A 25,070-nucleotide genomic window follows, 5' to 3' on the forward strand; every position below is an offset into this window, starting at 1 on the left:
GAGCGGAATGGTCGAGGTGGCGGCCGCCGTCATCGAGGACGAAGCGGGACGGATTTTGATCGCCAGGCGGAAAAAGGGAAAGTCCCAGGAAGGGCTTTGGGAGTTCCCCGGAGGCAAAATCGAACCCGGCGAGTCGGTGCAGACGTGCTTGCGAAGGGAGCTGCTGGAGGAGATGAACATCGAAATCGCCCCCGGCGAACCGTTTGCCGTGAACGAGCACGATTACGGCCCGGTCCGGATCCGTCTCACGGCCTGCATGGCCCGGTACGTGCGCGGAGAAATTCGACTGGCGGACCATGACGAGTGCAGATGGGTCGGCCGCGGGGAGTTGAGGGAGTTCCGCTGGGCCCCGGCCGATGTGCCGTTCGTGGAACGGCTTGCGGCGGAACGGATTTAAACGGGAATGATTTGCCCAATAAGCGGCGGTGCGAGCCGAAGGAACGGATAGGAAAAGTAACGCCGGTAACAGCAAAAGGGGCAGCCCGTTGAGCGGATCGCCTCTGCCTAGCGACGCGGGTTCCATGTAGTGCACGTGGTGCGCTACATTCGCGCAAACCGAGTCGGGGACCGGCCAAGTAGTGCACGGAGTGCGCTACATTCGCGCAAACGGAGCCGGGAACCCGCCAAGTAGTGCACGGAGTGCGCTACATTCGCGCAAACGGAGCCGGGAACCCGCCAAGTAGTGCACGTGGTGCACTACATTTGCGCAAACCGAGCCGGGGACCGGCCATGTAGTGCACGTGGTGCGCTACATTCCGCAAACCGAGCCGGGGACCGGCCAAGTAGTGCACGAGGTGCGCTACATTCGAGCAAACGGAGCCGGGAACCCGCCAAGTAGTGCACGTGGTGCACTACATTTGCGCAAACCGAGCCGGGGACCGGCCATGTAGTGCACGTGGTGCGCTACATTCGCGCAAACGGAGCCGGGAACCCGCCAAGTAGTGCACGTGGTGCGCTACATTCGCGCAAACCGAGTCGGGGACCGGCTATGTAGTGCACGTGGTGCGCTACATTCGCGCAAACCGAGTCGGGGACCGGCCATGTAGTGCACGTGGTGCGCTACATTCGCGCAAACGGAGCCGGGAACCCGCCAAGTAGTGCACGTGGTGCGCTACATTCGCGCAAACGGAGCCGGGAACCCGCCAAGTAGTGCACGTGGTGCGCTACATTCGCGCAAACGGAACCGGGAACCGGCCATGTAGTGCACGTGGTGCGCTACATTCGCGCAAACGGAACCGGGAACCGGCCAAGTAGTGCACGTGGTGCGCTACATTCGCGCAAACGGAGCCGGCAGCCCGCCAAGCCATGTGAATCGGGCACATCGGGCGGCTTCCCGGAACGAGTGGCCGCTCCGGGAAGCCGGGCTTGCAAAAGACGGCTTCGAGAAAGAAAATGCGAGGTCAACCGAAGTCCCGACGCAGCGTGAACAGGCTGCGCAGCTCGTCCGCGGACAGCTCGGTAATCCAGCCTTCGGACGCGGAAATGACATCGTCGCTCAACTTCATTTTGCTTTCGAGCATTTCGTCGATTCGTTCCTCCAGCGTGCCGAGCGCGATGAATTTGTGCACCTGCACGTCGCGGGTTTGGCCCATCCGGAAGGCGCGGTCGGTCGCCTGGTTCTCGACGGCCGGATTCCACCATCGGTCGAAATGGAACACGTGGTTCGCCGCCGTCAGATTGAGCCCGACGCCTCCCGCCTTCAGCGAAAGGATGAAGACGTTCGGCTGCTCGTCCGGCGGCAGCTCGCGGGATTGAAACCGGGCGATCATCCGGTCGCGCGCCGTTTTGGACGTGCTGCCGTTCAAGTACAGCACCGGCTCCTGCAGCTCGCGCTCCAGCACCTGCCGCAGCATTTGGCCCATTCCGATATACTGCGTAAAAATGAGGCAGCGGTCCCCCTCGTCCCGGAGCTCCTTCACCATTTCGAGCAGCCGCTCCAGCTTGGACGAGCCGGCGACGAGCGCCGCGATCTCCTCGGCGGACCGCTCGGCATCCGGCGGCGTCTCCGGGCTCGCCAGCAGCGGATGGTCGCATATTTGCTTGAGCCGCGTCAGCGCGGCCAAAATCGCGCCTTTTCGCTCGATGCCTTCCAGCTTCTTTATTTTTTCCATCAGTTCGTTTACGGTTTGATCGTACAGCGCCGCCTGTTCGGGCGTCAGATGGACATAGGCTTTCATCTCGTTTTTCTCCGGCAGGTCGAGCCGGATGGCCGGGTCCTTCTTCTTGCGGCGCAGCATGAACGGCTTGACCAGCTTCTGCAGGTCCGCCGTGCGCCGCGGGTCGCGGTCCTTCTCGATCGGCGTCGCGAACCGTTCCTGAAAGGCGCGGGCCGTGCCGAGGTAGCCGGGCGAGATGAAATCGTAAATCGACCAGAGCTCGGAGAGCCGATTTTCGATCGGCGTTCCGGTCAGCGCGATCCGGTGCCGGGCGGGAAAGCTGCGGACGGCGGCCGCCTGCTTCGTCTGGGCGTTTTTGATGTTTTGCGCTTCGTCCAGACAGATGGACGCCCATCCGAACGCTTGCAGCGTCTCTTGATCGAGCGCCGCCGTCGCATAGGAGGTGAGCACCACATCCGCCCGGCGGGCCGCCTCGGCAAAGGCGTCCCCGGCCAGCCGCCCGCTGCCGTAGTGAAGCATCACGTCAAGGGAAGGGGCGAAGCGGCCAAGCTCCTTCTGCCAGTTGCCGAGCACGGAGGTCGGGCAGACGATGAGGGAGGGGAGCCGTTCGGCCTCCCCCGTCGTCTCCTTCTGGTGAAGCAGATAGGCGATCAGCTGCACCGTTTTGCCGAGGCCCATGTCGTCGGCCAGCACCGCGCCAAGGCCGAACCGCCGCAAAAAGGCGAGCCACGAAAAGCCGTCGCGCTGATAGGCGCGCAGCTCGGCCGCCAGACCCGCGGGCGCGTCCAGCTTCGGCCATTCCGCCTGCTGGCCGATCTGGCCGACCAGCTTCAGAAGATGCTCGTTCAACTCCACCTCCAGCCGGACGCGATGAGCTTCTTCCTCCGGATTTTCCTCGGCCGCGCCTTCTTCCGGTTCGCCGCTTTCGGCGAGCAGGTGCAGCTGCAGGACGTCCTGGAACGTCAGCCCGTGCGACTTGTCCACGCCCTCCATCAGCTTGCCGATTTGCGCGATGAGCTCCGGGTCGAGCGCGATCCAGCGTCCCCGGAACCGGACGAGGCGCTCGTTGCGGGCGACCAGCTCGGCGAACTCCGCCTCGGAAAGCTCGGCGTCTCCGATGGCGACGCGCCAATCGAAGTCGAGGATGGCGTCCAGCCCGAACAGCGATTTGCCGTTGCGGCTCTCCTTCACGCTGGCGCGCAGTCTCGGCTTGCGCTTTCGCGCCGCTTCCCACCAGGCGGGAAGCAGCACTTCCCAGCCGGCCTCCAGCAAACGAACGCTGTCCGCCGTCAAAAAGCGCCACGCGGCCGCATCGCCGAGCGGCGCGCCGAGCACATCGCCGCTTCCGCCGGCCGTCAGCTCCGGCGGAAGGACGGCGCGCAGCCGCTCCAGCCAGCCGGCGGCGCGCTCTTGCGCATGGGCCGACCAGGCGGCCGGCCATGCGCCGGATACTTCGCCTTGCGCCGTCAGCTTCGCCGGCGCAAGCTTCGACGCATCCAGCTTGTCCTGCAGGACAAGCTGGAGCCGCCAGCCGGACGGCTTGTCTCCGTACGGCTCCGACAGCCGCAGCGCCGGGCGGAACGGCGCCGGGTCGGCGGTCCAGCCGAGCGCGATCAGCCATGCCTGCTCGTCAAGGCCGGCGACCGCCGGGCTGTTTTTGACGAACAGCAGCGGAAATTCCCGCCGCAGGTCCGCCGCCGCCGCCTCGGTGCCGTAGTAGCGGTCGAATACGGCGGCCGAGAACGCCGCCCGCACGCCCGACGCGAAATCGTCGCCGGCTTTCGCGCGAGCCAGCGCCTCGCTTACCCGTTCGGCCGCTTCGTTCGCCGGCCAAGTCCACTCCACCTTGCCTTCGCGGTAAGCGGAGAAGCTGGGGCGATACGCTTTGTTCTCCAGCATTTCCGCCAGCGGCGGCGCGATTTCCAGCAGCGTCCGGGCGGACTCGCCCCATTTCCAATCGATGTACTCCGGCACCCGAACGTCCGCAAAAAAGGGAACGACCCACTCCGACGGGAGCACGACGGCCTCGATGTTATCCGTTTTTTTCAGTTCCAGTTCGGTGCCGTAAAAGGAAGCCTCATGCCAGGCGAACAAGCGCTGCTTGATCGCAAGGCCGGGAATGTCCGGGGATCCGGCCATCGATCCTAAAACAAGGGCGTCCCCGTGGCCGGTCAGGACGACGTCGACCGAGATGGTGTTCATCAGCATCTTCACGAAATCAGCTTTCCTTTCCGAAGCTCCTCCTGCAGCGCCCGCAGCCGCCCGTGACGCTCGGCAAACGCCGAAAAAAACCGCTCCCAGCGGTCTTCCCGCTTCAATTTTTTATACAGCTTGGCCAAACGTTTCAGCAGCTTGACCGCGGCCTTGTAACTGTCCCGGTTTTTCTGCGCCACATATCGTTCGACGGCCTGATGGTAAAAAGGCAGCAGCAGCTCCGGCTCGTTCTTTTCGATCGGCGCCAGATCGGAGACGCGGAATTCGAGCGGTTCCCGGCCGAGGCTGAGCTGCAAATCCATCCATTGCCGCCACCTGCCGCGCGACAGCAGCAAATTTTCGAAAACGGGGCTCGAGACCCGAAACGTTCGTCCGATCGTGTCCCACATTTGCGGTTCGGCTTCGGGCAAGCGCTCGACCGTTTGCTCCCAAAATTCCGCGTAGCTTCTCATGAACCGGTAATCGCCGCCGGCCAGACACGGCCCCATCTCGGTCAGCCAGGCGCAAAGCCGGGACCAATCCTCCGTTTTGGACAGAAACGAAAAAAAGTAATGGAAGTCGCCCGTGGGCAGCTCGGACTCGCTCGCGACGCGTTTGAACAAGCTCCAGGCTTCTTCGTCCTCGCCCATAAAAAAATGAATCCAGCCCCGGGCGAGCGTACAGGCCAGCTTGCCTTCCTCATTGAGTCCCATTTCGCGCTCGGCCGCCTCGAGCCGCCGCAATTCCTCCGCGTGCAGCGCCGAGCCGCCTTCGTTCGGATTCAGCCAGGAAATCCAGAAAAGACGGTAAAAATCCGAAAAGTATTCGCTGACCGGCGAGCTCTCCGCCATCGCCTTCCGCAGCAGCTCCAGCGTCTCTTCGGCGCGCGGCCAAAGCCGGGGATCGGCCGTAAGGTCCGGCGTGCGCGAAAGCAGCCGGGCCAGTTTTTTTTGCAGTTCCGACGCGGCCAGATGGGTATAGTAGCCGAAACGGGAAGAGCCGCCGTAAAAAAAGCCGTGATTGCGCGGCTCGTCCGCCATCCGTTCCATCACGTAAAGATGGGCGTTCAGCTCGTAAAGGCGGCCGAGCTCCTCCGGCTCGGGCGGCGGCACCGACCGAAAAATCGTCCCCAGCGCAAGCTCCACGTATTCGGGATTGCGGGTGCGGTCCGCATAAGGCTCAAGGCACAGCTCGAACAGCTCGCGCCACTGTGCCGCGTTCGCTTCGGAAATGCCGGCGCCGAGCTCCCGGATCCGGCGGCGAACGGCATCATTCATGCGGGCGGCCGAAGCGGTCTGAAGCAGCGCGGCGGCCGATTTCGCGTTGACAAGCGCGTGGAACGGCCGGCCCTGCAACTCCGCGTAGGCGAGCAGGGAGGCGGCAATATGCTTGCAATAGCCGCCGACCGGGCAGGAACAAGCGCTCACCGGAAAAAAGTCCAGATCGACATGGACCTGATAACGGCGGGTTCCGATTACGACAGCCTCGAAGCTGCGGGGCTCCGCCCATTCCAACGACCGGACCCTTCCTTGCTTGAAGTATTGAAACCCGCGCTTGATCGTGACGTCGTCAAAATGCTCCGCCGTATCCTGCACGAGCAAATTCCATTGGGTTTCGTCCATTGCCTGGTGCAATGTTCATCGCTCCTTACGGTTAAACGCTTCGCATTAATCGGTTTCTATCATTATAGCATTTTGCGAAGTTGACGGACGCTGGCGAAAAATAGGTGATAAAAATTCGGACTCGTGATAATATTGAGTCGAACGAACCACGACCCGCAGGAGGGGTTTATGTGACATTAGGCCTAAAAATCGATCATTGCCCCGGATGCGGGAAAGTTTTTCAAAAGAACTTCCGCTACCTGTGCGCCGACTGTGCGGCCCGCGAGGACGAGCTGACGCAGTCTATCGAACGCCATTTGAAACGGAATCGTTTTTTAAATAACGAACAGCTGGCGGAGGCGACCGGACTTTCGCCGAACCAGATCCGTTCGCGCATCCGCGAAGGCAAGCTGAAGCTGTACGACTATCCGAACTTGTCGGACGCCTGCGACTGCTGCGGCCAGCCGATCCGCCGGGGCAAAATTTGCGGCAAATGCACGGTTCGGCTGCAGGAGGAAATCCGGCACGAGTACGAGCAGGACCGGCTGATGAAAGAGCGGAGAAGAGCCGCGAACAGCTATATTTATCGGAATTAGCGTTTTCGGCTGCTTATCGTACAACGCCCATCGTTCTCTCTGTCGCAACGAACGGAAACTCGGCGCGCGAACCGAGGCAGCAGACGTTATTTTGCTTACTTTCCGAGCTTTCCGTTTTTTGACGGAAGGCTCTTTTATACGGGGCATGATTTCCGCATGAAAGGACGGAAGCGCATATAAAAATGTCGCTGGCAGCAACCGATAAAAACGAGATCCATATGATCCATTTCGCTGACATCTTGACGGAAGGCATCGTCAAACCGTTTCCAGAAAAATTTTGAGCCTGAAAAACGCTCGAAATAAAAGGAACAAGCGGCCGCGAAACCCCCACCGACAAGCGTCAACCTATTCGGTGGTTTTTTTCGTGCGCACCCTCCGGCTATTATAGGATTGAACGATAGGAGGTGGAACGATGTTCGCGAACAAGTACGGTCGCCGGTACTCCAGCGAATCTTGCGCCGACCGCAGAGACGATGCGGGTTACCGACGCGCCCCGAAGCAGATTGGGGGGCGCGCGCATGCCCTGAATGCCGCGGGCATCTTGCAGCTGCAGCAAGCGCTCGGCAATCGGGCCGTCGTCCGGATGATGCGGGCGGAGAACGGGGATGTCGGCCATGCATCCGTCATGCCGGACGATTTCGTCGTCCCCGGCGCCACGGTCATGCGTAACGGCCGCGATTTATCCTTCGAAGCGGAGAATGCATCCCATGCCTCGTCCCCGGTCGCCTGGAACCCGTTCGGCACATCCGGCGCGCCGATCCAGCGGATCATCAGCAAGAAGGACGGAGAGCCATACGCCAATCTGAAGCAAGCCGCCTGGTACCGGGAATTGGAGGCGGATCAGCAGGCTTGGGCGCACTTTTTGCATAACGACGCGGCGGTTACGTATACGATCGAGCAAGCGCAGGCGGAAATCGACAGGCGGATCCGAAGCGGAGAGCCGACCCCGCCGATGCCGGAATCGAAAAAAAAGGAGCGCCGAAAGGTGCCGATCGTCCCCAGGCAAACCGGGGCCGCCGTCGGCACCAAGGTCGACTACCTGACGCACCCGAAAGGACGGACGGAGCGGCGCTTTCTTCGGATGCTGAACGACGAGGACCGCGGCGTCGGCGATCGAAACGTATACGTGAAGCGGCTTCTGCTTCCGGACGGCAGGAAGGTCAAGCATATCGCCGCCTCCATTCCGCCCTCCAGCCTTCCTCCCGACCGGGCCGCAATGCCGGAAGAGGACTATTTGAACAGCCGGCTCGGCATGACGCACCATTCCGAAAGCGTCACGGACGAATTCGAGGCGAACCATCCCGATTTTAAAGGGAAGGAAACGGAAGAGCTGTACTCCTTCTCTTCCCGGGAGCAGTGCGAGTCGTGCCGGTACCACCATCCGCCCCGCAATCCGGAGGCGCATTATTTCGGCTCGTACTATTCGGGGATGACCGACCATATCGAGGACGAGGACTTGCGAAATCGAATCATCGCCAACAACGGCATTGCGGAGGGTTTGAAGCTTACGGACGAGGAGCGCAAAATTCTCGCCGAGGCCCGGAAGGACGCGGCGGCGGCAAGGCAAGGGCCCGAGCAGAACCAGAAGCTCGCAGCCGACCGGGAGACGCTGAGCGGAGCGCATTCGGACGGGGAGCATTCCTCGGACGATGACGATGTGTACGTGCCGGCCGAGCTGATGCCGAAAACCTGGACCTACGGCGGGAAGGGAAAGGCGATCCCGTATACGCGAACGCAGATCTTTTCACAAGAGGAAAAGAAGCGGCTGCTCGAGGATCGCGACCAAACCGAGGAACCGCCGAGCAAGCGGCGCAAAACCGAAACGCCGACGACCGCAGCTTCGGCCGCCGCGAAGGCTGACGACGCCGACGACGAGCGGGAGGAGACGGTCCTGCCGAAGGCGAAAGCGACGGGGAAAAGAAAACGCGGGAAAAAGCGGGAATAGCGGCATCGGCGCCATAAAAGTGAATTTGTATCCCTGGAGAGTGGGTTAGCCCCGCTCTCTTCTTTTTGGGTTCGGACTATAATCAAAGCGCCGCTAACGAAGGGAACCAATCGAATCCGAGCAAAATGCAAACGCTTACCGACGCAATCCATTTTTTCGAAACCGAAGGAGGAGATAACGGATGTACAGAACGATCGCGAAATGGACGAGCCTTTGCCTGGCGCTCGCGCTAGCCGTCCCCGGCCTGGCGGCTTCGCCCCGGACCGCGGAGGCGGCCCCGGCGCAGACGATTACGCCGAACCCGATTCCGAGCCAGGTGCACCGGACGACGGACCGCTACAGCGTCACGGCCACGGCGTCGAGCTGCCGGTCGTCGACGGCCTTTACGAGACCACGATTATCGAAAACGGCGCGACCCGCAAAATCAAGCCGGACTATCTAGGCTACGATTACGCAACGTTTACGGCTTCGCAAGGAGACGTGGAAATCGTCATCCGCGCGAAGAGCAAAATCAATTCGATCGGCGTAAGCCCGCTCAAGCTGGGCATCGTGCCGACGAAGGTGGACGATTACGCCTACAAGTTCACTCTGACCGGGCAGGCGTACCTGATCGTCAACATCAACGGCAGCAAGCTGGCGCTCACGCGGGACGAACCCGAGCCGTACGAGCCGGTGCCGGGGGAGGCGGGAACGTTCAACGTCGCCGACTATTTGGGCTCGACGGACGCGACGAACCAGGGCAACGCGGTCGCGGTCGCGGCGGCGTTCCAGCAGGCGGTCGACGACGCGAGCGCCTACGGCACGGCGGCGGGCGACGGCACGAAGGGGCGCGTGTACGTGCCGCCGGGCTTGTACTACATGAGCAATCTGATGCTGAGGAGCAACGTCGCCTTCTACCTGTCGCCGGGCTCGGTTATCCGGATGACGGACGACTACTCGCATTACAGCGTCGATTTTTACAAAGCGTCCCTGAACCGCAACGGCACGTGGTGGATCTATACGGAGAACGGCTCCAGCAACATCAAGGTGTACGGACGCGGCACGCTCGACGGCAACGGGCACTATTTTCAAAAAGACAAACCGGCGTCCGACGGAGGCTTCGCGGCGACGCTCATTATGGCGATGGGCACGAGCGACTTCACGCTCGACGGCCCGGTCGTCAGGGCCGCTCCGTTCTGGGGAACGATCGTCGCCAGATCCGACAACGTCAACATCAGCAACGTGAAGTTTTTCAACTCTCTCGACGCAAACGAAAACGATTGCCTGGACATCAACGAATCGCAGCATGTGCGCGTGTGGGATTCGATCGGCATCTCGCTGGACGATACGTTCTCCACGAAGACGTGGGAGGGCCTCGGTATGTCCGCCAATTGGTACGGCTCGCCGGAGCCGCTGGACGACGTCATATTCAACAACTTGTTCGGCTGGACATATTGCGCCACCTTCAAGCTCGGGCACGGCGCCCATCAGGACCAAACGAACGTCACGTTCAAAAACAGCGTCACCTATTTCGCCGGCCGCGCCATCGGCATCGAACACGTCTACGGCGACGCGGCGTTCGCAAACGTCACGTTCGACAACATCGACATCGAGGACGCGGGCGATGAGGGCTGGTTCAAGGCGGTCATCGAGGAAAGCGGCCAGGGGGTCGGACCGATTTCGAACGTCACGGTCAAAAACATCACCATCCGCCACGGCGGCTCCGCTTCTTCGCTCAAGGGCTACAGCGACGCGATCCAAATCAGCGGCGTCACGTTCGAGAACGTTCGCAAGCTCGGCAACCCGGAGCCCGTGTCGAGCCTGGCCGAGCTGAACATCACGAAGACGGGCTTTTACGACAATGTCGCGTTCGTGCCGGACCGGTCGCAGGAGACGGTCTACCGCATTCAGGCCGAAAACAACAACGGGTTGTTCGGCGTCGACTGGAACGGCAACAAGATCATCAAGCATGCGGCCTCCAACGATACGGCAGCGCCCGGCGTCGGCTATCAGGTCGGCAACATCGCGCACAACAATTACGCGCTGTACCGGAACGTCGATTTCGGCGCCGATACGTCGAACGTCCGCATCCGGTATGATGCGCCGCGCGCGGTCCGGGTCGAGCTTTACCTCGGCAACGACGCGGGCACGGGCATGGGGACGATGATCGGCGGCGTCGATTTGGCTGGCAACGGCAACCAGTGGCTGAACTGGAACAGCTACGACATTCCGACGACGGGCGCAAGCGGTGTGCGCGATCTGTACGTCGTGTTCAAGGCGACCGGCTCCACCCAGACGAACCAACTGCTCGGAAGCCTGAACTGGTTCGAGCTGACGCGAAGCTTTTAATCCTTAGCAATCCACGGGCTGCCGCGGGGCGAAGCCTGCCGAAAAAATGCGATTGAGCGACCGGCCGAGCCGTGACATAATCGGGGTATCGTTTGATTACCGGCAGTCGGGGCGTGATTCTGTTGAAAGGCATAAACATGAACAAGCTGTCGTTCCGCAGCAAGCTGAGAGCCGCCTTTCTGGCGGTCGCGATGCTTTCCATTTTGATTACCGGCGTTTTTTCCTACTCGATTACGGCATCCATCATGCAGACGAACGCGCTTAAGCTGACGCAGGACACGGTCGTAAAATCCGCTCAAAATCTCGACGAAAAGCTGAAAAAGCTCATGCTGGTCACCTCGACGTTCATGCTCAGCCATTCGTTTCAGGACATGCTGAGGGACGCTTCGGCCGGAAACCAAAGCCGGTATTTCGCCCACATGACGAATATGGACAATCTGTTCTCCCAGGCGAAAATGGCCGAGCCGCTCATTCACTCGATCTTCATCTCGACGCCGATCGGCGAGTATTATCCGTTGACGATGAACCGCAATCGCGGCGTTCCGTTTGCGGAAACGCCGCTTTACGAACGCATCCGGCAGGAGAAGCGGAACGTCTGGATCGAAGGGCACGACGACGCGCTTTTTCTGGGAAGCCCGCGCGTGCTTTCGCTGATCTTGCAGCCGGTATCCGAGTATCCTCTGAATGACATCTACGTCGTCGTCAACCTTCGCGAGGACGGGCTTCGGAAGCAGGTCGGCGCGGAAACCGAAGGCGGCTCGGTCCGGTTTTTGCTGAACGCCGGGGCGTCGTCCGTATATGACGAGTCGAACGAACTTGCTTTGCGGGCGATGGAAAGCGGGCCCGTCGCGCGGATCGCGCGGGAGGGGACGACCGGGTACGAAACGTACGAGATGGACGGAGAAACGTACTTGCTTAACTACGCCCGCCTCGGCATCAACGACTGGACGGTCATGGCGATCCAATCGAAAAATCACGTGCTGAAGGACTTGATTCACGTCAAATGGGCGATCGTGCTGATCGCCGTCGTCAGCTTTTTCGTGACGGTGCTCGTGTCCAGCGCTTTTACCGGGTATTTGCTGAAGCCGCTGCGCGGCCTGCTCCATGTCATGAAGCGGGTCGAGGGCAACGACCTCGCGGCGCGGTTCGAAAGCCGCAGCGAGGACGAGCTCGCTCAGGTGGGCTTTCGCTTCAACCGGATGCTGGAGCAGATCGTCCGGCTCATCGACGAGGTCAAGGAGGCGGAAGCCGGGAAGCGGACAACGGAAATTAAGGCGCTGTCCGCGCAAATGGACCCTCATTTTCTTTATAACGCGCTCAACGCGATCTACTGGAAGCTGAAAACGAAAAAGATAAACGAGTCGCAGCAAATGATCATGTCCCTGTCCCGGCTGTTCCAGCTCGGGCTGAACCAGGGGCGGGAGATGACGACGCTGGACAAGGAGCTTGAGCATGTCCGGCAATATTTGGAGCTTCAGGCGTTCTGTTACGAGAATTTGTTCGAATACGAAATCCGGGTGGACGGAGAGTGGCTTCGGAAGCTCGAGGTGCCGCGCATCATCGTGCAGCCGCTCGCGGAAAACAGCATTTTGCACGGCTTCGAAAGCATGGAGAGCGGCGGGCGGATCGCCATCGACGTCTGCGGAGACGAAGGGGCGGGACGCTGGTCGATCCGCGTCGCCGACAACGGCAGAGGAATGGACCCGGAGGCGGCCGCCTCCAAGCCGCAGCGCCGGGACCCGGATAACGGCTATGCGCTCGGCAATCTCGTCAGCCGACTTCAGCTTTGCTACGGAGACGAAGCGAAATTGACCGTGACAAGCGCGTCCGGTGAAGGAACCGTCGTCACGATCGACCTGCCCGCGAAAGGAGAGCGAGCCGATGCATCAACCTGAACCTGAACCCGAACACGAACACGAACCGATCAAGCTTTGCATCATCGACGATATCAAAAGCGTCGTCGAAGGCTTGACCGCCATCGACTGGTCCGCCTTCGGCATCGAGGTCGCCGGCGTCTCCTACAACGGCGAGGAGGGGCTTGCGCTGATCGAGCGGGAGAAGCCCGATATCGTCATTACCGATATCCGGATGCCGCGAATGGACGGGCTCGCGATGCTGGAGGCCGTTCTCGGGCTGAAAGCTTCGTGCCGGGTCATTCTCGTCAGCGGCTATACCGATTTCGAATACGCGAAGCAGGCCGTCCGGCTCGGCGCTTTCGATTTCGTCGTCAAGCCGTTTACGGAGGAGGATATTGCGGGGGCGGTGCTGAAAGCGAAGGAGCAGACGCTGGAGGAGCGGTCGAAGCTGCTCGGCGCGAAGGAGATGGAGCGCAAAGTCAGGGAGAGCCTGCCGCTTCTTCGCCAGGAGTATTTTTTGCTGCTCGTTCGCTTTTCGACGCCCTGGGAGCAGGCGAAACGGCGGTGGGAGTTTCTGCAGGTGGATCTGGAGCCCCGGGGCTTCGTCGTCATGCTGCTCCAAATCGACGGCTTCGAGGAGCGGGTCGCCCGCAGGCCCGTCCAGGAGGTCGAGCTGATCCGCTTCTCGCTGCAAAATATCGCGGAGGAAACGATCCGCGAATTCGCCCGCTGCATCGTGTTTCCGGCGAAGCACAACCGATTCGTCGCCGTCCTCAACGAGCCGTCGTCCTCTTCCCCGACCCGGATCGCGGAACGAATCTGCAAAAACGTGGAACGGTACGCCGATTTCACTGTCTCCATCGGCGTCGGCGGCAGGGTCGACGACGTCGGCGAGCTGCCCCGAAGCTTGCGGCAGGCGGACCGGGCGCTCGCCTATCATCTGTATACCGAAGGCAACGGAGCGATCGGTTACGACGAGCTGCCGCCTTCGGACTCGCAGGCGCCGCTCGGCCTGGAGCAAAAGGACGAGCTGCTGCTCGCGCTGCGTTCGGGCAACGGAGAGCGCGCCGCCGGCATTGTCTCGGAAATGACGGCCGCTTTTCAACGGCTGCCCGCGCAGCCTCACCCCGATTATTTGCTGAGCCTGTACGAGGAGCTTGCCGCTTCCGCGATCCGCAAGCTGTACGAGCTCGTGCCGCAGCCGGAGGTTCAGCCGCTCGTGGACCGCTTCAAGGCGGGGCGGAGCGAGTCGGGGGCGAGTTTGACGGGACTCGAGCAGCAGCTGCTGGCGCTGTGCCGGGACGGGGCCGATTTGATCCGCAAAAACTCCCTGTCCGAGGGCCAGGCGATCATTTACAAGGCGCTTGATTATGTGAAAGCCCATTTGGGCCGAAACGTGGCCGTGACCGAATGCGCGGCGCACGTGCATCTGAGCTCCAGCTATTTCGCCAGCTTGTTCAAGAGGGTAACCGGCATGACGTTTACGCAGTACGTCACCGCCGAGCGCATCCAGAAAGCGAAGGCGCTGATCCTCGGCGGGATGTCCGTGCAGGAGGTCGCCGGGGCCGTCGGCTACGAAGAACGCCGCTACTTCAGCGAAATGTTCAAAAAAGCGACCGGTCTGACCCCTTCCGAATTCCGGGAGAGCTACGTTCCCGGCGGGGATAACGAGCCAAAAGCGTAATTTTGTGGCCCTTGAGAGTGAATTCGCAGCACTCTCTTTTTTTGCGGTTTCCTTCATAATGAAAGCATGGCAAACGACATCGAATACAAAAAAGGGGCGCTAATCGACATGTGGAAAAAAGCGATGGGCATCGGCCTGGTCACGGTACTCGCGGGAAGCCTGGCGGCATGCGGCGGTTCGAATTCGAATTCGAATGCGGAGCCGACGCCGTCCGGCTCGGGTTCCCCGTCTTCTTCGGCCTCGGCGTCCCCCGCGGCTTCGAGCGGGGAGAAGAAAACGATCGCCTATTGGACGGGCGACCGTCACGACCAGGAGTACATCAAGGAATTGATCGCGGAATTCAACGCGGCGAACGAGGACAACATCGAAGTCGAAATGACGGTGCTTTCGGAAAACTACAACCAGAGCGTCGACATCGCGTTCTCGAGCAATCAGGCACCCGACCTTTTGCGCATAAAGAGCGGAAATGCCGAGACGTTCGTCAAGAAAGGCTACCTGGCCCCGATCGACGAGTACGTCACCGAGGACATGAAGACGAAATTTTCGTCCGTGCTGCTGGACGGAGTGAACATTTTCGACGGCAAGCTCTACAGCCTGCCGAACTCGGGCCAGACGCTGCGGCTCGTCTACAACAAGGACCTGTTCGAAAAGGCGGGCATCGCCAAGCCGCCGGAATCGCTGCAGGAAATGGCGGACGCCGCCAAAAAAATCACCGAAGCCGGCAAAAAAGAAGGCGCGTACGGCTTCGCCCTCAACTTCAAAAATCCGAAGAGCGCGTTCGACCGCTCCGTCCGGGAAATTTTGTCGCTGAGCGGCTACCAAGGCCTCGGCTTCGACTATAAGACAGGTCAATTCGATTTCGGGCCTTATTCGCAAGTGATCGAGTATTTCAAGCAAATGTACGACGACGGCAGCATCATGCCGGGGGCGGAAACGCTGGACATCGATCCGCTGCGGGCGCAGTTCGCGGCAGGCAAGATCGGCATGTATCTGTCGTTCTCGACGGAGCCGGGCGTTTACAAGGATCAGTTCCCGACGGAAGTCGACTGGGCGGCGGCTCTCGCGCCGACGCTGGACGGAACGCGCAAGGGCACGTCCGAAATCGTCTCCGCCGGCACGTGGCTCGGCATCAGCGAAAAATCCGCCAACAAGGACGCGGCCTGGAAGTTTATGCAGTACATGTACGGCGACGAGATATTGACGACGTATCATGAAAAAGGGTTTGGCATTTCAGTCGTGCCGAGCATCGCGGAAAAAGCCCAAAACCCGGACGTTCCGGGCATGGAAGGCTTCCTGGTCGGGGAGTTCGACTCCCTGTGGCCGGTGTCGCCCGTCGTGACGCCGGAAGGGGCCACTTACGGCGACGATTTCTTCAAGTACATGCTGAGCGGCGGAGATCTGGCGAAAATTACGGAAGACCTGAACAAGCGGTACAACGATGCGCTGACGAAAGCGGCGGAAAAAGGCGACGTCAAGGTAACTCCGAATCCGTCGTTCGATCCGGCGGCGTTGAAAGGCTGATACCAATCGAGGGCAAGGGCAGGGCTTTCGTGCACGATCGGCGAGAGCCCTGCTGACTTTACCCGGAGAAGAGGAGGAGAGAAAGGTGTCCAAGTGGAAAAGACTGCAGGAAAACTCGCTGCTCCTTTTTCCGAGCGTCGTCCTGACTCTGGCGTTGGGCATCTATCCGCTCGTATGGGTGCTGCGCTACATGTTTTACGATTACCCCGGATACGGCACCGCGCTGTTCGTCGGGCTCGACAACTTTCGAAGGCTTGCCGAGGATAAGCTGTTCTGGGATTCCGTTGTCAACACGCTCGTGTTCGCCGCCGGCAAGCTCGTGCTGACGATTCCGTTGTCGCTGCTGCTCGCCGTCATTCTGAACGGCAAAATTCGGGGGCGAAGCTTCCTGCGGGCCGTTTACTTCATGCCGACGGTTATCAGCACGGCGGTCATCTCCATCGTGTTTTACATCATTTTCAACTCGTATAACGGCATGGTGAACCAGCTGCTGATGCAGATCGGCCTCGTCGGGGAACCGATCGAATGGCTCGGTCCGAAGCATGCGATGCTGACCGTCATTCTGGTCGCGGTTTGGGGAGCGGTCGGCAATTACATGCTGCTGTTTTTGGCCGGCTTGCAAAGCATTCCGCACGACCTGTACGAGAGCGCCGCCATCGACGGGGCGAATGCAAGGCAGCGCTTCCGGCACATCACGGTGCCGATGCTCGGTCCGGTCATGCAGATCATTATCATGCTGGCCATCATCGCTTCGCTGAAAGGCTACGAAAGCATCATGGTCATCACCGAAGGCGGGCCGATCGGCAAGACGGAAGTCATGTATTTGTATTTGTACAAGCTGCTTTTCCCCGTCGCGTCGACCGGGACCGTCGTCGAGCAGCAGTTCGGCTACGGAAGCGCCGTCGGGTTCGCGACCGCCCTGATCGTCGGGGCGATCACCCTGCTTTACCAATACCTGTCGAGAAAAATGAACAAGGTGTTCTAGGAGGCGATCCGCGGCATGGAAAAACAACGAATCGTCGGGGAAGCGAAGCCCGGCCTGCGGCTCGCCGGCTTCGGCGGAAAGGCGCTCATGTGGGCGTTCCTGCTGGCGACCGCCGTCTTGACGCTGTTCCCCGTCCTGATGACGCTGATCGGGTCGCTCAAGACGAACGCCGAGCTGATGGGCGGAGGGCGTCTGCTGCCCGAAACGTGGCAGTTCGGCAATTACGCGGAAGCGTGGAAGCAGAGCAATTTCGCCCGATATACGTGGAACAGCTTCTTCATGAGCGCGATGGCGACGATCGGCACGCTGCTTGTCTCGGCGATGGCGGCCTATGTCGTCGATCGGCGCCGATTCCCCGGCAGAGCGCTGTATGTGGGGCTTCAGTCGGCCACGATGTTCATCTCGGTCGGCGCCGTCGTGCTGCGGCCGCAGTTCGACCTGATGGTCAAGCTGCATTTGAATACGAGCCTGTGGGGCGTCATTCTCATTTTGATCAGCGCGCACGCGACGACCTTTTTCATCCTGCTCGGCTTCTTCAAGGCGATTCCCCGGGAGCTGGACGAGGCGGCGATGATCGACGGCTCGAGCTTCATCAAAAGCTTTTTCCGGATCATCCTGCCGCTGCTGACGCCGGGTCTCGGGGTCGCCGGACTGTTCGCCTTCCGGCACGCATGGAACGAGTATATCCTGCCGCTCGTGTTCACGATGACGAATCCGAAGCTGCAGACGCTGACCGTAGGGCTTGCCAATTTGCGCTACGGGTCGTCCGCCGCCATGCAGACGAATCTGATGATGGCCGGGGCGTTTCTGTCGATTTTGCCGATGCTGCTCGTATATATCGTCGCGAACAAATCGTTCATGCAGGTGACGGCCGGCTCGGTCAAAGGGTAACGGCAGGCCGTTCGATATCGCTTCGCAACCCGCTTAATAAAAACAAGGAGGTTCACCTTATCATGAATCCGATCACGATCGGGCCGCTTGCGTCCAGCTCCGCCATCCGGCGTCACCCGGCCAATCCGCTGCTCGCTCCGAAGGACGTGCCGTACGGGCCGGCGATGGTATTTAACGCGGGAGTCGCCAAATACCAGGGCAAATATGTCATGGTGTTCCGCAACGACTACGGCGACGAGGAAAAGCAAACCGTCGCGCCGTTCAGCACGACGAATCTGGGGCTCGCGTTCAGCGACGACGGCATCCACTGGGACGTGCGGCCGACCCCGTGCTGGTCGTGGAACGACGACGAGGTCATCCGGGTGTACGATCCGCGGCTGACCGTCATCGACGGCAAATGCTGCATGTGCTTTGCGGTCGATACGAAGCACGGGCTGCGCGGCGGAATCGCGTCGACCGAAGATTTCGAGCGGTTCGAGGTGCTCAGCCTGTCGGTGCCGGACAACCGGAACATGGTGCTGTTTCCGGAGCGGATCGGGGGCCGCTACGTGCGGCTCGAGCGGCCGTTTCCCGTTTACAGCCGGGGCGGCGTCGACCGCTTCGACATGTGGCTCAGCGACTCTCCCGATCTGAAATATTGGGGCGGCTCGAAGCTCGTGCTGGCCGTCGAGCAGGTGCCGTTCGCCAACGACAAAGTCGGGCCCGGCGCGCCTCCCGTCAAGACGGACAAAGGCTGGCTGACGACGTTCCACGCCGTCGACATCGACCCGGGCCGGGGCAAAAACGGCTGGGAGCCCGCCTGGAAAAAACGCTATTCGGCGGGCATCATGCTGCTCGACCTGGACGATCCGGGCAAGATCGTCGGCATGGCCAGGTCGCCGCTGCTCGCGCCGGAAGCGCCGTACGAGACGGCGGGCGGCTTCCGCAACGACGTCATTTTCCCCGGCGGAATGATTCTCGAGGACTCCGGGGAAGTCAAAATTTACTACGGCGCCGCCGATACGGTGGAGTGCCTCGCGACCGCCCATGTCGACGATCTCGTCCGGCTCTGCCTGGAAGGCAACTGACGCGGACCGAATGAGGAGGATGAAGATGAGCGAAGAGCGGACGAAGGTCGTCGCTTTGCCGGCGGAAAACGTGCCGATATCGCATGAAGCGGACGTGGTGGTCGTCGGAGGCGGAGCCTCGGGGATCGCCGCCGCCATCGCCGCGGCCGCGAACGGGGCAAAGACGCTGCTGATCGAGCAGAGAGGGTTTCTTGGCGGGATGGGGACGGTATCGCTCGTCCCGGCGTTTTGCCCGTTTACCGATAAGGAGAAGCCGATCGTCCGGGGCATCGGCATGAAGCTGATGGAACGGATGAAGCTCGCCTGCAACGAGGACTATCGCAAGGAGTACGAAAACGCGCTGGACTGGGTGCCGATCGATCCGGAAACGCTGAAACGGGTATACGACGACGCGGCGGAGGAGCACGGGGTTCAGCTGTTGTTCCATACGTTCGTCTACGACGTTCTGCTGTCGGACGATAGACGGAATATCGAAGGTCTCGTCATCGTCAACAAGTCCGGCCGTTCGGTCGTCCGCTGCCGCTATTGCATCGACGCGACCGGCGACGCCGACATCGCGGCCTTGGCGGGAGTGCCGTTCCAGAAGGGCGGGGAACAGGGGGAACTGCAGCCGGGGAGCATGTGTTATTTGCTCGCCAACGTCGACCGGCAAGCGTTCAAGCGGTTTCTGGAGCGGACCGGGGATACCGGCCAACTGCACAAAACGGTGGAGCGCGCGATCGAAGAAGGCGCTTTGCCGGAAGGGCGCAAGTCGATCAGCGGACTGGCTTGGGTGAACGATTACCTGGTCGGCGTCAACTTCGGGCACGTGTTCGGCATCGACGGCACGAAGGCCGAGGATTTGACCCGCGGCGCCATCGAGGGCCGGCGGCTCGTCGAGCGGCAGATCCGGTTTTTCCGCGACTTCGTTCCCGGTTTCGAGCGGGCGCATTTGGTCGCGAGCGGCGAGCAGGTCGGCATCCGGGAAACCCGCCGGATTCAAGGGGATTACGTGCTGACGGTCGACGATTTCGTCGAGGCCCGCTCGTTCCCGGACGATATCGCCCGTAACGCCTATTACATCGACATTCACCTCGCGAACAGCAAGGCGAATATGACGTTCACGCATTTGAAGCCGGGCGAGTCGCACGGCGTGCCGTACCGCGTCCTGTTGCCCGTCGGCATCGACAACCTGTGGGTCCCGGGACGCGCCGCATCGGCGGACCGGGCGGTGCAGGGCTCGCTGCGCGTCATGCCGAATTGCTTTGCCATGGGGCAGGCTTCCGGCACGGCCGCGGCGATGGCGCTGCGCGAAGGCGCCGGCTCGCGGGGCGTGTCCGTTCCCGAGCTGCAGCGCAAGCTGCTTGCGCAAGGGGCGTGGCTTGGCGAGGCGTTCGCCGCCGGCGCGGACGGGGATGCGGTACGGGCATGAAAAGCGTGCCGCTGAGCGAGGCTTTTTTTCACGGAGCGGTGTCGCTTGAACATACGGGGAGAGGCATCAAGCCGTGGCGCATTCCGTACCGGGATTACGAGCTGTTCCCGCCGGACGGCATCGGCGGGAAAGCGGAAATATGCGCCGGCGTGCGGCTGCGGCTGCGCACCGGCTCCGACGCCGTCGCCGTCCGGTTCGAGCCGCTCGCGGAGGACGCCCGCCTGGATTGCATCGCAAACGAAAGCTTGCGGTTTACGGCCGATATCCGGCGAGGGGAGGCGAAAGCCGTTTTCTCCGGATTTCCCGAAGGCGCGAATATCCTTGAAATTTACTTGCCTCAAAACGCCGGCATGACCGTGACGGGGTTGTCGGTATCGTCCGGCTTCGACGCCGAGCCTTGGCCCGACAACCGGCCGCGCTGGATCGCTTACGGCAGCTCGATCACCCAGTGCGCGGACGCGTCGAGCCCGTCCCGCACGTGGCCGGCCATCGCCGCCCGCAAGCTCGGGTTCAACCTCACCTGCCTCGGCTTTTCGGGCAACTGCCACCTGGAGCCGATGGTCGCCCGGACGATCCGGGATTTGCCGGCCGATTTCATCTCGCTGTGCGTCGGCATCAACGTATATGGCGCCGCCACGCTCAGCCCGCGCGCCTTCAAGCCCGCGCTGATCGGCATGCTGGAGACGATCCGCGACCGGCATGCCGAAACGCCGCTGCTGGTCGTTTCCCCCATCTACGGAACGGTTCGGGAAACGGAGGAAAATGCGCTTGGCTTTACGCTGCCCGCGATGCGGCAGGACGTTCGCGAAACGGTCGAGCTGCTGCAAAGGCGCGGCGATCGCGGCATCCGTTACCTGGACGGCCTGGCGCTGTTCGGCCCGGAGGACGCGGCTTTTTTGCCGGACGGGCTGCATCCGAATGCCGAGGGCTACGAGAGGATCGGGGCGAGGTTTGCCGAGTTGGCCATGCAAGAATAGCATCGAATACTTCGCGGCAGGGTCTCGTCTCCGATCGGGAGAAGAGGCCCTGCTCTTTTTCCGAAGTTCCGAAACGCTTCGTTTCCCTTGCCGTATGGATAACTTAAGGTTTGTTTGCGAAAAGGAGGAAGATGCATGTTTCAGGAATGGAACGATCGTCTGTCCGAGTTAAAAAGCAAGCGGCGTCAGCGGGACAACTGGAACCGACGCGAGGAGGAGCTGCGGCAGGAGCTGAAGCTCGCAATCCGCGATCGCGACCGGTTGGCGGATGCGCTGCGGGAAGAGCAGAGGGATGTCGAGCGGTTAAATTCGCTGTCGCTCGGGGCTTTGTTTTATTCGTTCATCGGCAAAAAGCAGGAGAAGCTGTCCCGGGAAGAGGAAGAGGCGCTGCAGGCCCGGCTGCGTTACGAGGAGGCTGCCGACCATGTCGCCGATCTGGAAGCCGAGCTTGCGGAACTGAAGCGCAATTTGGCCGAGGTCCGAAGCGTCGATGCGGAAATCGCGTCCGTCATGCAAGAGAAGACCGGTCTTATCCGGGAGCGGCTGCCCGTCCTTGCTTCCGAATTGCAGGAGATTACGGATGCGGAATCGGAGGCGGGGGCCGACATCAAAGAGCTGAAGGAAGCGGCTTCAGCGGGCCAATCCGTTCTCGAAGCGCTGGACAGCGCCCAGGCCAAGCTGGAATCGGCCCAAAACTGGGGCACTTACGATATGCTGGGCGGAGGCCTTATCGCCACTTCCGTCAAGCACAGCCGAATCGACGAGGCCCGCTCCGCCATCCATGCGGCCCAAAACCGGCTGCGGCGGTTTCAGACCGAGCTGGCCGACGTGCAGAAGGACGTAAACGTCCCGATTGAAATCGGCGGCATGCTCACGTTCGCCGACTACTTCTTTGACGGCGTGATTTCCGATTGGATCGTTCAAGGGCGGATCAAAGAGTCGCAGGAACGGGTCCGGGAAAAGCGCGCGCAAATCGGCGGAATCGTATCGGAGCTTGAAGCGGAGCGGCGGAAAGCGGAAGCGAAGCTGGCCGAGCTCGCCCGCAAACGCACGCAGCTTGTGGAGAACGCGTAGTCTCGTACCTCCTTGGGGCCCGCCGCAAGGGCCCCGGCGCCAGGATCGGCGGCCGGGAGCCGCCGCCGGGCAAAGCCCAAGCGGCCCGCCGCGTTCAACCGGCGGAGACGACCGTCAGCGGGTAGCCCGCCTTGCGGTACACCTCCGCCTCGTATTCGTCGAGCCGGCCGTCGGTAATGATTTCGTCGAACGAATCGAGATCGGCGAATATGGCCAGCGAATTGTAGCTGAATTTCGTGGAGTCGGCCAGCAGGATGCTTTTGCTTGCGGCGCTCATCGTCGTCTGCCGCGCGCCAACGAGCACGGGAGACCAGGCCATCGCTCCTTTGGCATGGGATACCGCCTCGCAGGTGAGAAACGCGACGTCGACGGTGAGCGAGCCGAGCATTTTTTCCGTATAAATGCCGTCCAGGCTGTACGCCCACTTGCTCAGCCTTCCTCCGGCGCAGTACACGTCGAAGCTGCCGAACCGTTCCTCGTTGGAGAGCATCAGCGCCGTATGCAAATCGCGGGTGATGATTTTCAGCCCCTTGAACTTCTCCAGCTCGTCCACCATCGCCGCCACCGTCGTGCCGGCGTCGAGAATGAGGCTCATGCCGTCCTCGACATGCTTGGCGGCTTCCCTGGCGATGGCCGCTTTCTCCTCCCTATGCTCGTTGGCCCGCTGCTCGTATTTGGCGCCCATAAACCGCTTGACCTTCATCGCCCCGCCGTGGAAGCGCTGGATTTTGCCCTCGGATTGCAGCAGGTCCAAATCGCGGCGGATCGTCATTTGCGATACGTTAAATTGCTCGGCGAGTTCGGGAATCGTTACTTGCCGGTTCGTTTCCAGCAGCTTCATGATCTCGTGGCGCCGCGTTCCCATGAGCATCGGCTTTCCCTCCTTGCGGCAATTCCTTATTAACGCCGGCGCTGCGCCCGGCGACATTTCCCCATGATCCATTATAGCGACCCTCCGAACGATTGTCAGTAAAAACATGTTCGTTTTATGTTATTTTCGTGTGAAAAATAGCTATGCAAATTTTCGTTTATGTGATATAAGGGTTATATGATGATCATTTGTGTTAGCTTGGCGTGATTTTAAATGACTGAAAATTGTGAAAAATGGTCTTTCCGAAGTCATTTTCCGTCTTTCAGGGAGTAGACTCGTATCAAGGTGTGTCAGTTTTCATTACAAATACCTGCGCAAGAGGTGAGGAGCATGCGGTTTCGCTATGACGGCAATGCGTTCGACCGCCGTTTTCTGCCCCGGCTGACGACCAAGGAAATCGAAGCGATGCCGAAAGAAGACGTCTTGATCGTGCTTCCCGTCGGCGCCGTCGAACAGCACGGACCCCATCTGCCCGTGTTTACGGATACGCTGCTCGGAGAAGCCTTTATGGCGGCGGCGTTCGACCATCTCCCCGAAGACGCGCCGATTTGGCTGCTTCCCGCCGTCGCTTACGGCAAAAGCACCGAGCACTCGGCGTACCCCGGCACGATCACGCTCTCGGCCCAGACGCTCATGATGGTGCTGCAGGACATTGCCGCCTCTCTCGCCCGCAGCGGCTTCAGGAAGCTGCTCCTCTTCAACACTCACGGCGGCAACGCCGACCTGCTCGGCATGATGGCGCGCGAAATCCGCATCGCGACCGGCCTTGACGTCTACCGTCTCGATCCCGGCGCGGTCGGCTACAGCGAATCGTTCACCGACGATGAAGAAAAAGCGTGCGGCATTCACGCCGGGGACGTCGAGACGTCGCTCGTCATGGCGTCCTGCCCCGACTGGGTGAAGCCCGAGCTAGCGCCGCGGGAAATGCCGCGTTTTCCCCGGTCTCCTTCGCTCTCTTTCCGCGCCAGATCGTTCGCCTGGGTCATGAGCGACATTTCCCGCAGCGGCATCGCGGGCGACGCGACCAAGGGGACGGCCGCAAGAGGCGAGGCGATGCTGGAGAAGGCGGGGCCGCTGCTCGCCAAGGCGCTTATGGAAATCGCGGCGTTCGATATGAATTCGCTGCGCGAATGAAATCGGAAACGGAGGCGACACGAAGATGGAAGCAACGTCACAGGTCAAGGAATGGGTCCGCATGGAGCGGCTGTCGAAGGTGTATCCGAACGGAACCGTCGCGGTCAAGGAAGTCGATCTTTCGATACGCGAGGGCGAATTTCTTTGCTTCGTCGGCCCGTCCGGCTGCGGAAAATCGACCATTTTCAAAATGATCACCGGCCTTTCCGGCCCGACCGGCGGAACGCTCGAGGTGATGGGCACTTCGCCCAAGCAGGCGCGCAAGCAAAGCGATACCGCCTTCGTCTTTCAGGATCACACGCTGCTCCCGTGGAATTCGGTCGTCGACAATGTGACGCTGCCGCTCGCGCTGCGCGGCGTTCCGCGCAAGGACCGCCAGCGGGAGGCGGAACGTGTGCTGGAGCTCGTCGGCCTCAAGGATTATATGAAGGCGATGCCTCGGCAACTGTCCGGGGGCATGAAGATGCGGGCTTCCATCGCCCGCGCCCTCGTGTCCAAGCCGAAGCTGCTGCTGATGGATGAGCCGTTCGGGGCGCTTGACGAAATTACCCGGCAGACGCTCCAGCTGGAGCTGCTCGAATTGTGGCGGCACGATCCCGAAATGACGGTGCTGTTCGTCACGCACAACGTGTTCGAAGCGGTCTTTCTGTCCACCCGGATCGCCGTCATGACCCCGAGACCGGGCAAGATCGCGAGCCTGATCGACGTGCCGGTCCCTTTTCCCCGCGACGAATCGTTTCGCACTACTCCGGAGTTCGGGCAAATCGTCAAATCCGTATCGCAAGCCCTCAAGCATTAATCGACAAATGAAAACCGGAA

18 protein-coding genes and 1 pseudogene are annotated in these 25,070 nt (G+C 61.1%); 16 read left to right on the forward strand and 3 right to left on the reverse strand.

The genetic code is table 11. The features are described 5' to 3' along the window. Positions 1-7 precede the first annotated feature (7 nt). The gene (locus JW799_RS10710; RefSeq protein WP_080833467.1) at positions 8-397 is read left to right on the forward strand and encodes a (deoxy)nucleoside triphosphate pyrophosphohydrolase; all 390 of its coding nucleotides are present in this window, start codon (positions 8-10) and stop codon (positions 395-397) included. A gap of 1,003 nt (positions 398-1,400) precedes the next feature. On the opposite strand, the gene JW799_RS10715 is transcribed toward JW799_RS10710, so the two are convergent. Both JW799_RS10715 and JW799_RS10720 read right to left on the reverse strand, forming a co-directional pair. After that, the gene (locus tag JW799_RS10715; protein WP_205432906.1) at positions 1,401-4,325 is read right to left on the reverse strand and encodes a DEAD/DEAH box helicase; all 2,925 of its coding nucleotides are present in this window, start codon (positions 4,323-4,325) and stop codon (positions 1,401-1,403) included. A 2-nt stretch (positions 4,326-4,327) separates the two neighbouring features. Further along, positions 4,328-5,944 (reverse strand): SWIM zinc finger family protein, encoded by a 1,617-nt coding sequence (locus JW799_RS10720; RefSeq protein ID WP_139787125.1) that lies wholly within the window; start codon positions 5,942-5,944, stop codon positions 4,328-4,330. A 158-nt stretch (positions 5,945-6,102) separates the two neighbouring features. Between JW799_RS10720 and JW799_RS10725 the strand changes: the two genes are divergently transcribed. From JW799_RS10725 to JW799_RS10780, 13 genes and pseudogenes are all read left to right on the forward strand, one after another. Beyond that, positions 6,103-6,507 (forward strand): hypothetical protein, encoded by a 405-nt coding sequence (locus tag JW799_RS10725; RefSeq protein WP_080833459.1) that lies wholly within the window; start codon positions 6,103-6,105, stop codon positions 6,505-6,507. Positions 6,508-6,686: 179 nt separating this feature from the next. Beyond that, positions 6,687-6,788, forward strand: a pseudogene (locus tag JW799_RS28560) (glycosyltransferase); the annotation flags it as partial. Between the two features lie 131 nt (positions 6,789-6,919). Further along, on the forward strand, positions 6,920-8,452 hold the full coding sequence (locus JW799_RS10730; protein WP_080833457.1) for a hypothetical protein: 1,533 nt from the start codon (positions 6,920-6,922) through the stop codon (positions 8,450-8,452). Between the two features lie 201 nt (positions 8,453-8,653). Beyond that, positions 8,654-10,780 carry a carbohydrate-binding protein gene (locus tag JW799_RS10735; RefSeq protein ID WP_205429736.1) on the forward strand — a complete coding sequence of 709 codons (2,127 nt, stop codon included), beginning with the start codon at positions 8,654-8,656 and terminating at the stop codon, positions 10,778-10,780. 137 nt (positions 10,781-10,917) lie between these two features. Beyond that, the gene (locus JW799_RS10740; RefSeq protein WP_205429737.1) at positions 10,918-12,675 is read left to right on the forward strand and encodes a sensor histidine kinase; all 1,758 of its coding nucleotides are present in this window, start codon (positions 10,918-10,920) and stop codon (positions 12,673-12,675) included. Continuing rightward, positions 12,662-14,320 carry a helix-turn-helix domain-containing protein gene (locus JW799_RS10745; protein ID WP_080833453.1) on the forward strand — a complete coding sequence of 553 codons (1,659 nt, stop codon included), beginning with the start codon at positions 12,662-12,664 and terminating at the stop codon, positions 14,318-14,320. Before JW799_RS10740 ends, JW799_RS10745 begins: the two co-directional genes overlap by 14 nt. Before the next feature lie 108 nt (positions 14,321-14,428). Beyond that, positions 14,429-15,841 (forward strand): ABC transporter substrate-binding protein, encoded by a 1,413-nt coding sequence (locus tag JW799_RS10750; protein ID WP_205429738.1) that lies wholly within the window; start codon positions 14,429-14,431, stop codon positions 15,839-15,841. An 85-nt stretch (positions 15,842-15,926) separates the two neighbouring features. Next, positions 15,927-16,826 carry a carbohydrate ABC transporter permease gene (locus JW799_RS10755; RefSeq protein ID WP_080833451.1) on the forward strand — a complete coding sequence of 300 codons (900 nt, stop codon included), beginning with the start codon at positions 15,927-15,929 and terminating at the stop codon, positions 16,824-16,826. Between the two features lie 87 nt (positions 16,827-16,913). Beyond that, the gene (locus tag JW799_RS10760; RefSeq protein ID WP_240353614.1) at positions 16,914-17,717 is read left to right on the forward strand and encodes a carbohydrate ABC transporter permease; all 804 of its coding nucleotides are present in this window, start codon (positions 16,914-16,916) and stop codon (positions 17,715-17,717) included. Between the two features lie 62 nt (positions 17,718-17,779). Further along, complete coding sequence (locus tag JW799_RS10765; RefSeq protein WP_080833447.1) at positions 17,780-18,784, forward strand: glycoside hydrolase family 130 protein; 1,005 nt, start codon at positions 17,780-17,782, stop codon at positions 18,782-18,784. A 25-nt stretch (positions 18,785-18,809) separates the two neighbouring features. Then, positions 18,810-20,195: an FAD-dependent oxidoreductase gene (locus JW799_RS10770; RefSeq protein ID WP_080833445.1), complete on the forward strand. Its 1,386-nt coding sequence runs from the start codon at positions 18,810-18,812 to the stop codon at positions 20,193-20,195. Further along, entirely contained in the window at positions 20,192-21,172 is a 981-nt protein-coding gene (locus JW799_RS10775) for an SGNH/GDSL hydrolase family protein (protein WP_205429739.1), read from the forward strand. The genes JW799_RS10770 and JW799_RS10775 overlap by 4 nt, the downstream gene beginning before the upstream one ends. A gap of 135 nt (positions 21,173-21,307) precedes the next feature. Then, positions 21,308-22,246 (forward strand): hypothetical protein, encoded by a 939-nt coding sequence (locus JW799_RS10780; RefSeq protein ID WP_080833442.1) that lies wholly within the window; start codon positions 21,308-21,310, stop codon positions 22,244-22,246. A 94-nt stretch (positions 22,247-22,340) separates the two neighbouring features. On the opposite strand, the gene JW799_RS10785 is transcribed toward JW799_RS10780, so the two are convergent. After that, positions 22,341-23,117: a DeoR/GlpR family DNA-binding transcription regulator gene (locus JW799_RS10785; protein ID WP_176220658.1), complete on the reverse strand. Its 777-nt coding sequence runs from the start codon at positions 23,115-23,117 to the stop codon at positions 22,341-22,343. 330 nt (positions 23,118-23,447) lie between these two features. Between JW799_RS10785 and JW799_RS10790 the strand changes: the two genes are divergently transcribed. Next, entirely contained in the window at positions 23,448-24,251 is an 804-nt protein-coding gene (locus tag JW799_RS10790) for a creatininase family protein (RefSeq protein WP_205429741.1), read from the forward strand. A gap of 25 nt (positions 24,252-24,276) precedes the next feature. Further along, positions 24,277-25,050: an ABC transporter ATP-binding protein gene (locus JW799_RS10795; protein WP_080833438.1), complete on the forward strand. Its 774-nt coding sequence runs from the start codon at positions 24,277-24,279 to the stop codon at positions 25,048-25,050. Positions 25,051-25,070: the final 20 nt, after the last annotated feature.

Origin of the sequence: Cohnella algarum, from assembly GCF_016937515.1 — a bacterium.
Taxonomy (GTDB): Bacteria; Bacillota; Bacilli; order Paenibacillales; family Paenibacillaceae; genus Cohnella; species Cohnella algarum.

What these genes read in the sequence shown, in the direction of transcription:
- JW799_RS10710 (WP_080833467.1), top strand. Translation starts at nt 8, where the DNA reads ATGGTCGAGGTGGCGGCCGCCGTCATCGAGGACGAAGCGGGACGGATT.
- JW799_RS10715 (WP_205432906.1), bottom strand. Translation starts at nt 4,325, where the DNA reads ATGCTGATGAACACCATCTCGGTCGACGTCGTCCTGACCGGCCACGGG.
- JW799_RS10730 (WP_080833457.1), top strand. Translation starts at nt 6,920, where the DNA reads ATGTTCGCGAACAAGTACGGTCGCCGGTACTCCAGCGAATCTTGCGCC.
- JW799_RS10735 (WP_205429736.1), top strand. Translation starts at nt 8,654, where the DNA reads ATGGACGAGCCTTTGCCTGGCGCTCGCGCTAGCCGTCCCCGGCCTGGC.
- JW799_RS10740 (WP_205429737.1), top strand. Translation starts at nt 10,918, where the DNA reads ATGAACAAGCTGTCGTTCCGCAGCAAGCTGAGAGCCGCCTTTCTGGCG.
- JW799_RS10745 (WP_080833453.1), top strand. Translation starts at nt 12,662, where the DNA reads ATGCATCAACCTGAACCTGAACCCGAACACGAACACGAACCGATCAAG.
- JW799_RS10750 (WP_205429738.1), top strand. Translation starts at nt 14,429, where the DNA reads ATGTGGAAAAAAGCGATGGGCATCGGCCTGGTCACGGTACTCGCGGGA.
- JW799_RS10760 (WP_240353614.1), top strand. Translation starts at nt 16,914, where the DNA reads ATGTGGGCGTTCCTGCTGGCGACCGCCGTCTTGACGCTGTTCCCCGTC.
- JW799_RS10765 (WP_080833447.1), top strand. Translation starts at nt 17,780, where the DNA reads ATGAATCCGATCACGATCGGGCCGCTTGCGTCCAGCTCCGCCATCCGG.
- JW799_RS10770 (WP_080833445.1), top strand. Translation starts at nt 18,810, where the DNA reads ATGAGCGAAGAGCGGACGAAGGTCGTCGCTTTGCCGGCGGAAAACGTG.
- JW799_RS10775 (WP_205429739.1), top strand. Translation starts at nt 20,192, where the DNA reads ATGAAAAGCGTGCCGCTGAGCGAGGCTTTTTTTCACGGAGCGGTGTCG.
- JW799_RS10780 (WP_080833442.1), top strand. Translation starts at nt 21,308, where the DNA reads ATGTTTCAGGAATGGAACGATCGTCTGTCCGAGTTAAAAAGCAAGCGG.
- JW799_RS10785 (WP_176220658.1), bottom strand. Translation starts at nt 23,117, where the DNA reads ATGCTCATGGGAACGCGGCGCCACGAGATCATGAAGCTGCTGGAAACG.
- JW799_RS10790 (WP_205429741.1), top strand. Translation starts at nt 23,448, where the DNA reads ATGCGGTTTCGCTATGACGGCAATGCGTTCGACCGCCGTTTTCTGCCC.
- JW799_RS10795 (WP_080833438.1), top strand. Translation starts at nt 24,277, where the DNA reads ATGGAAGCAACGTCACAGGTCAAGGAATGGGTCCGCATGGAGCGGCTG.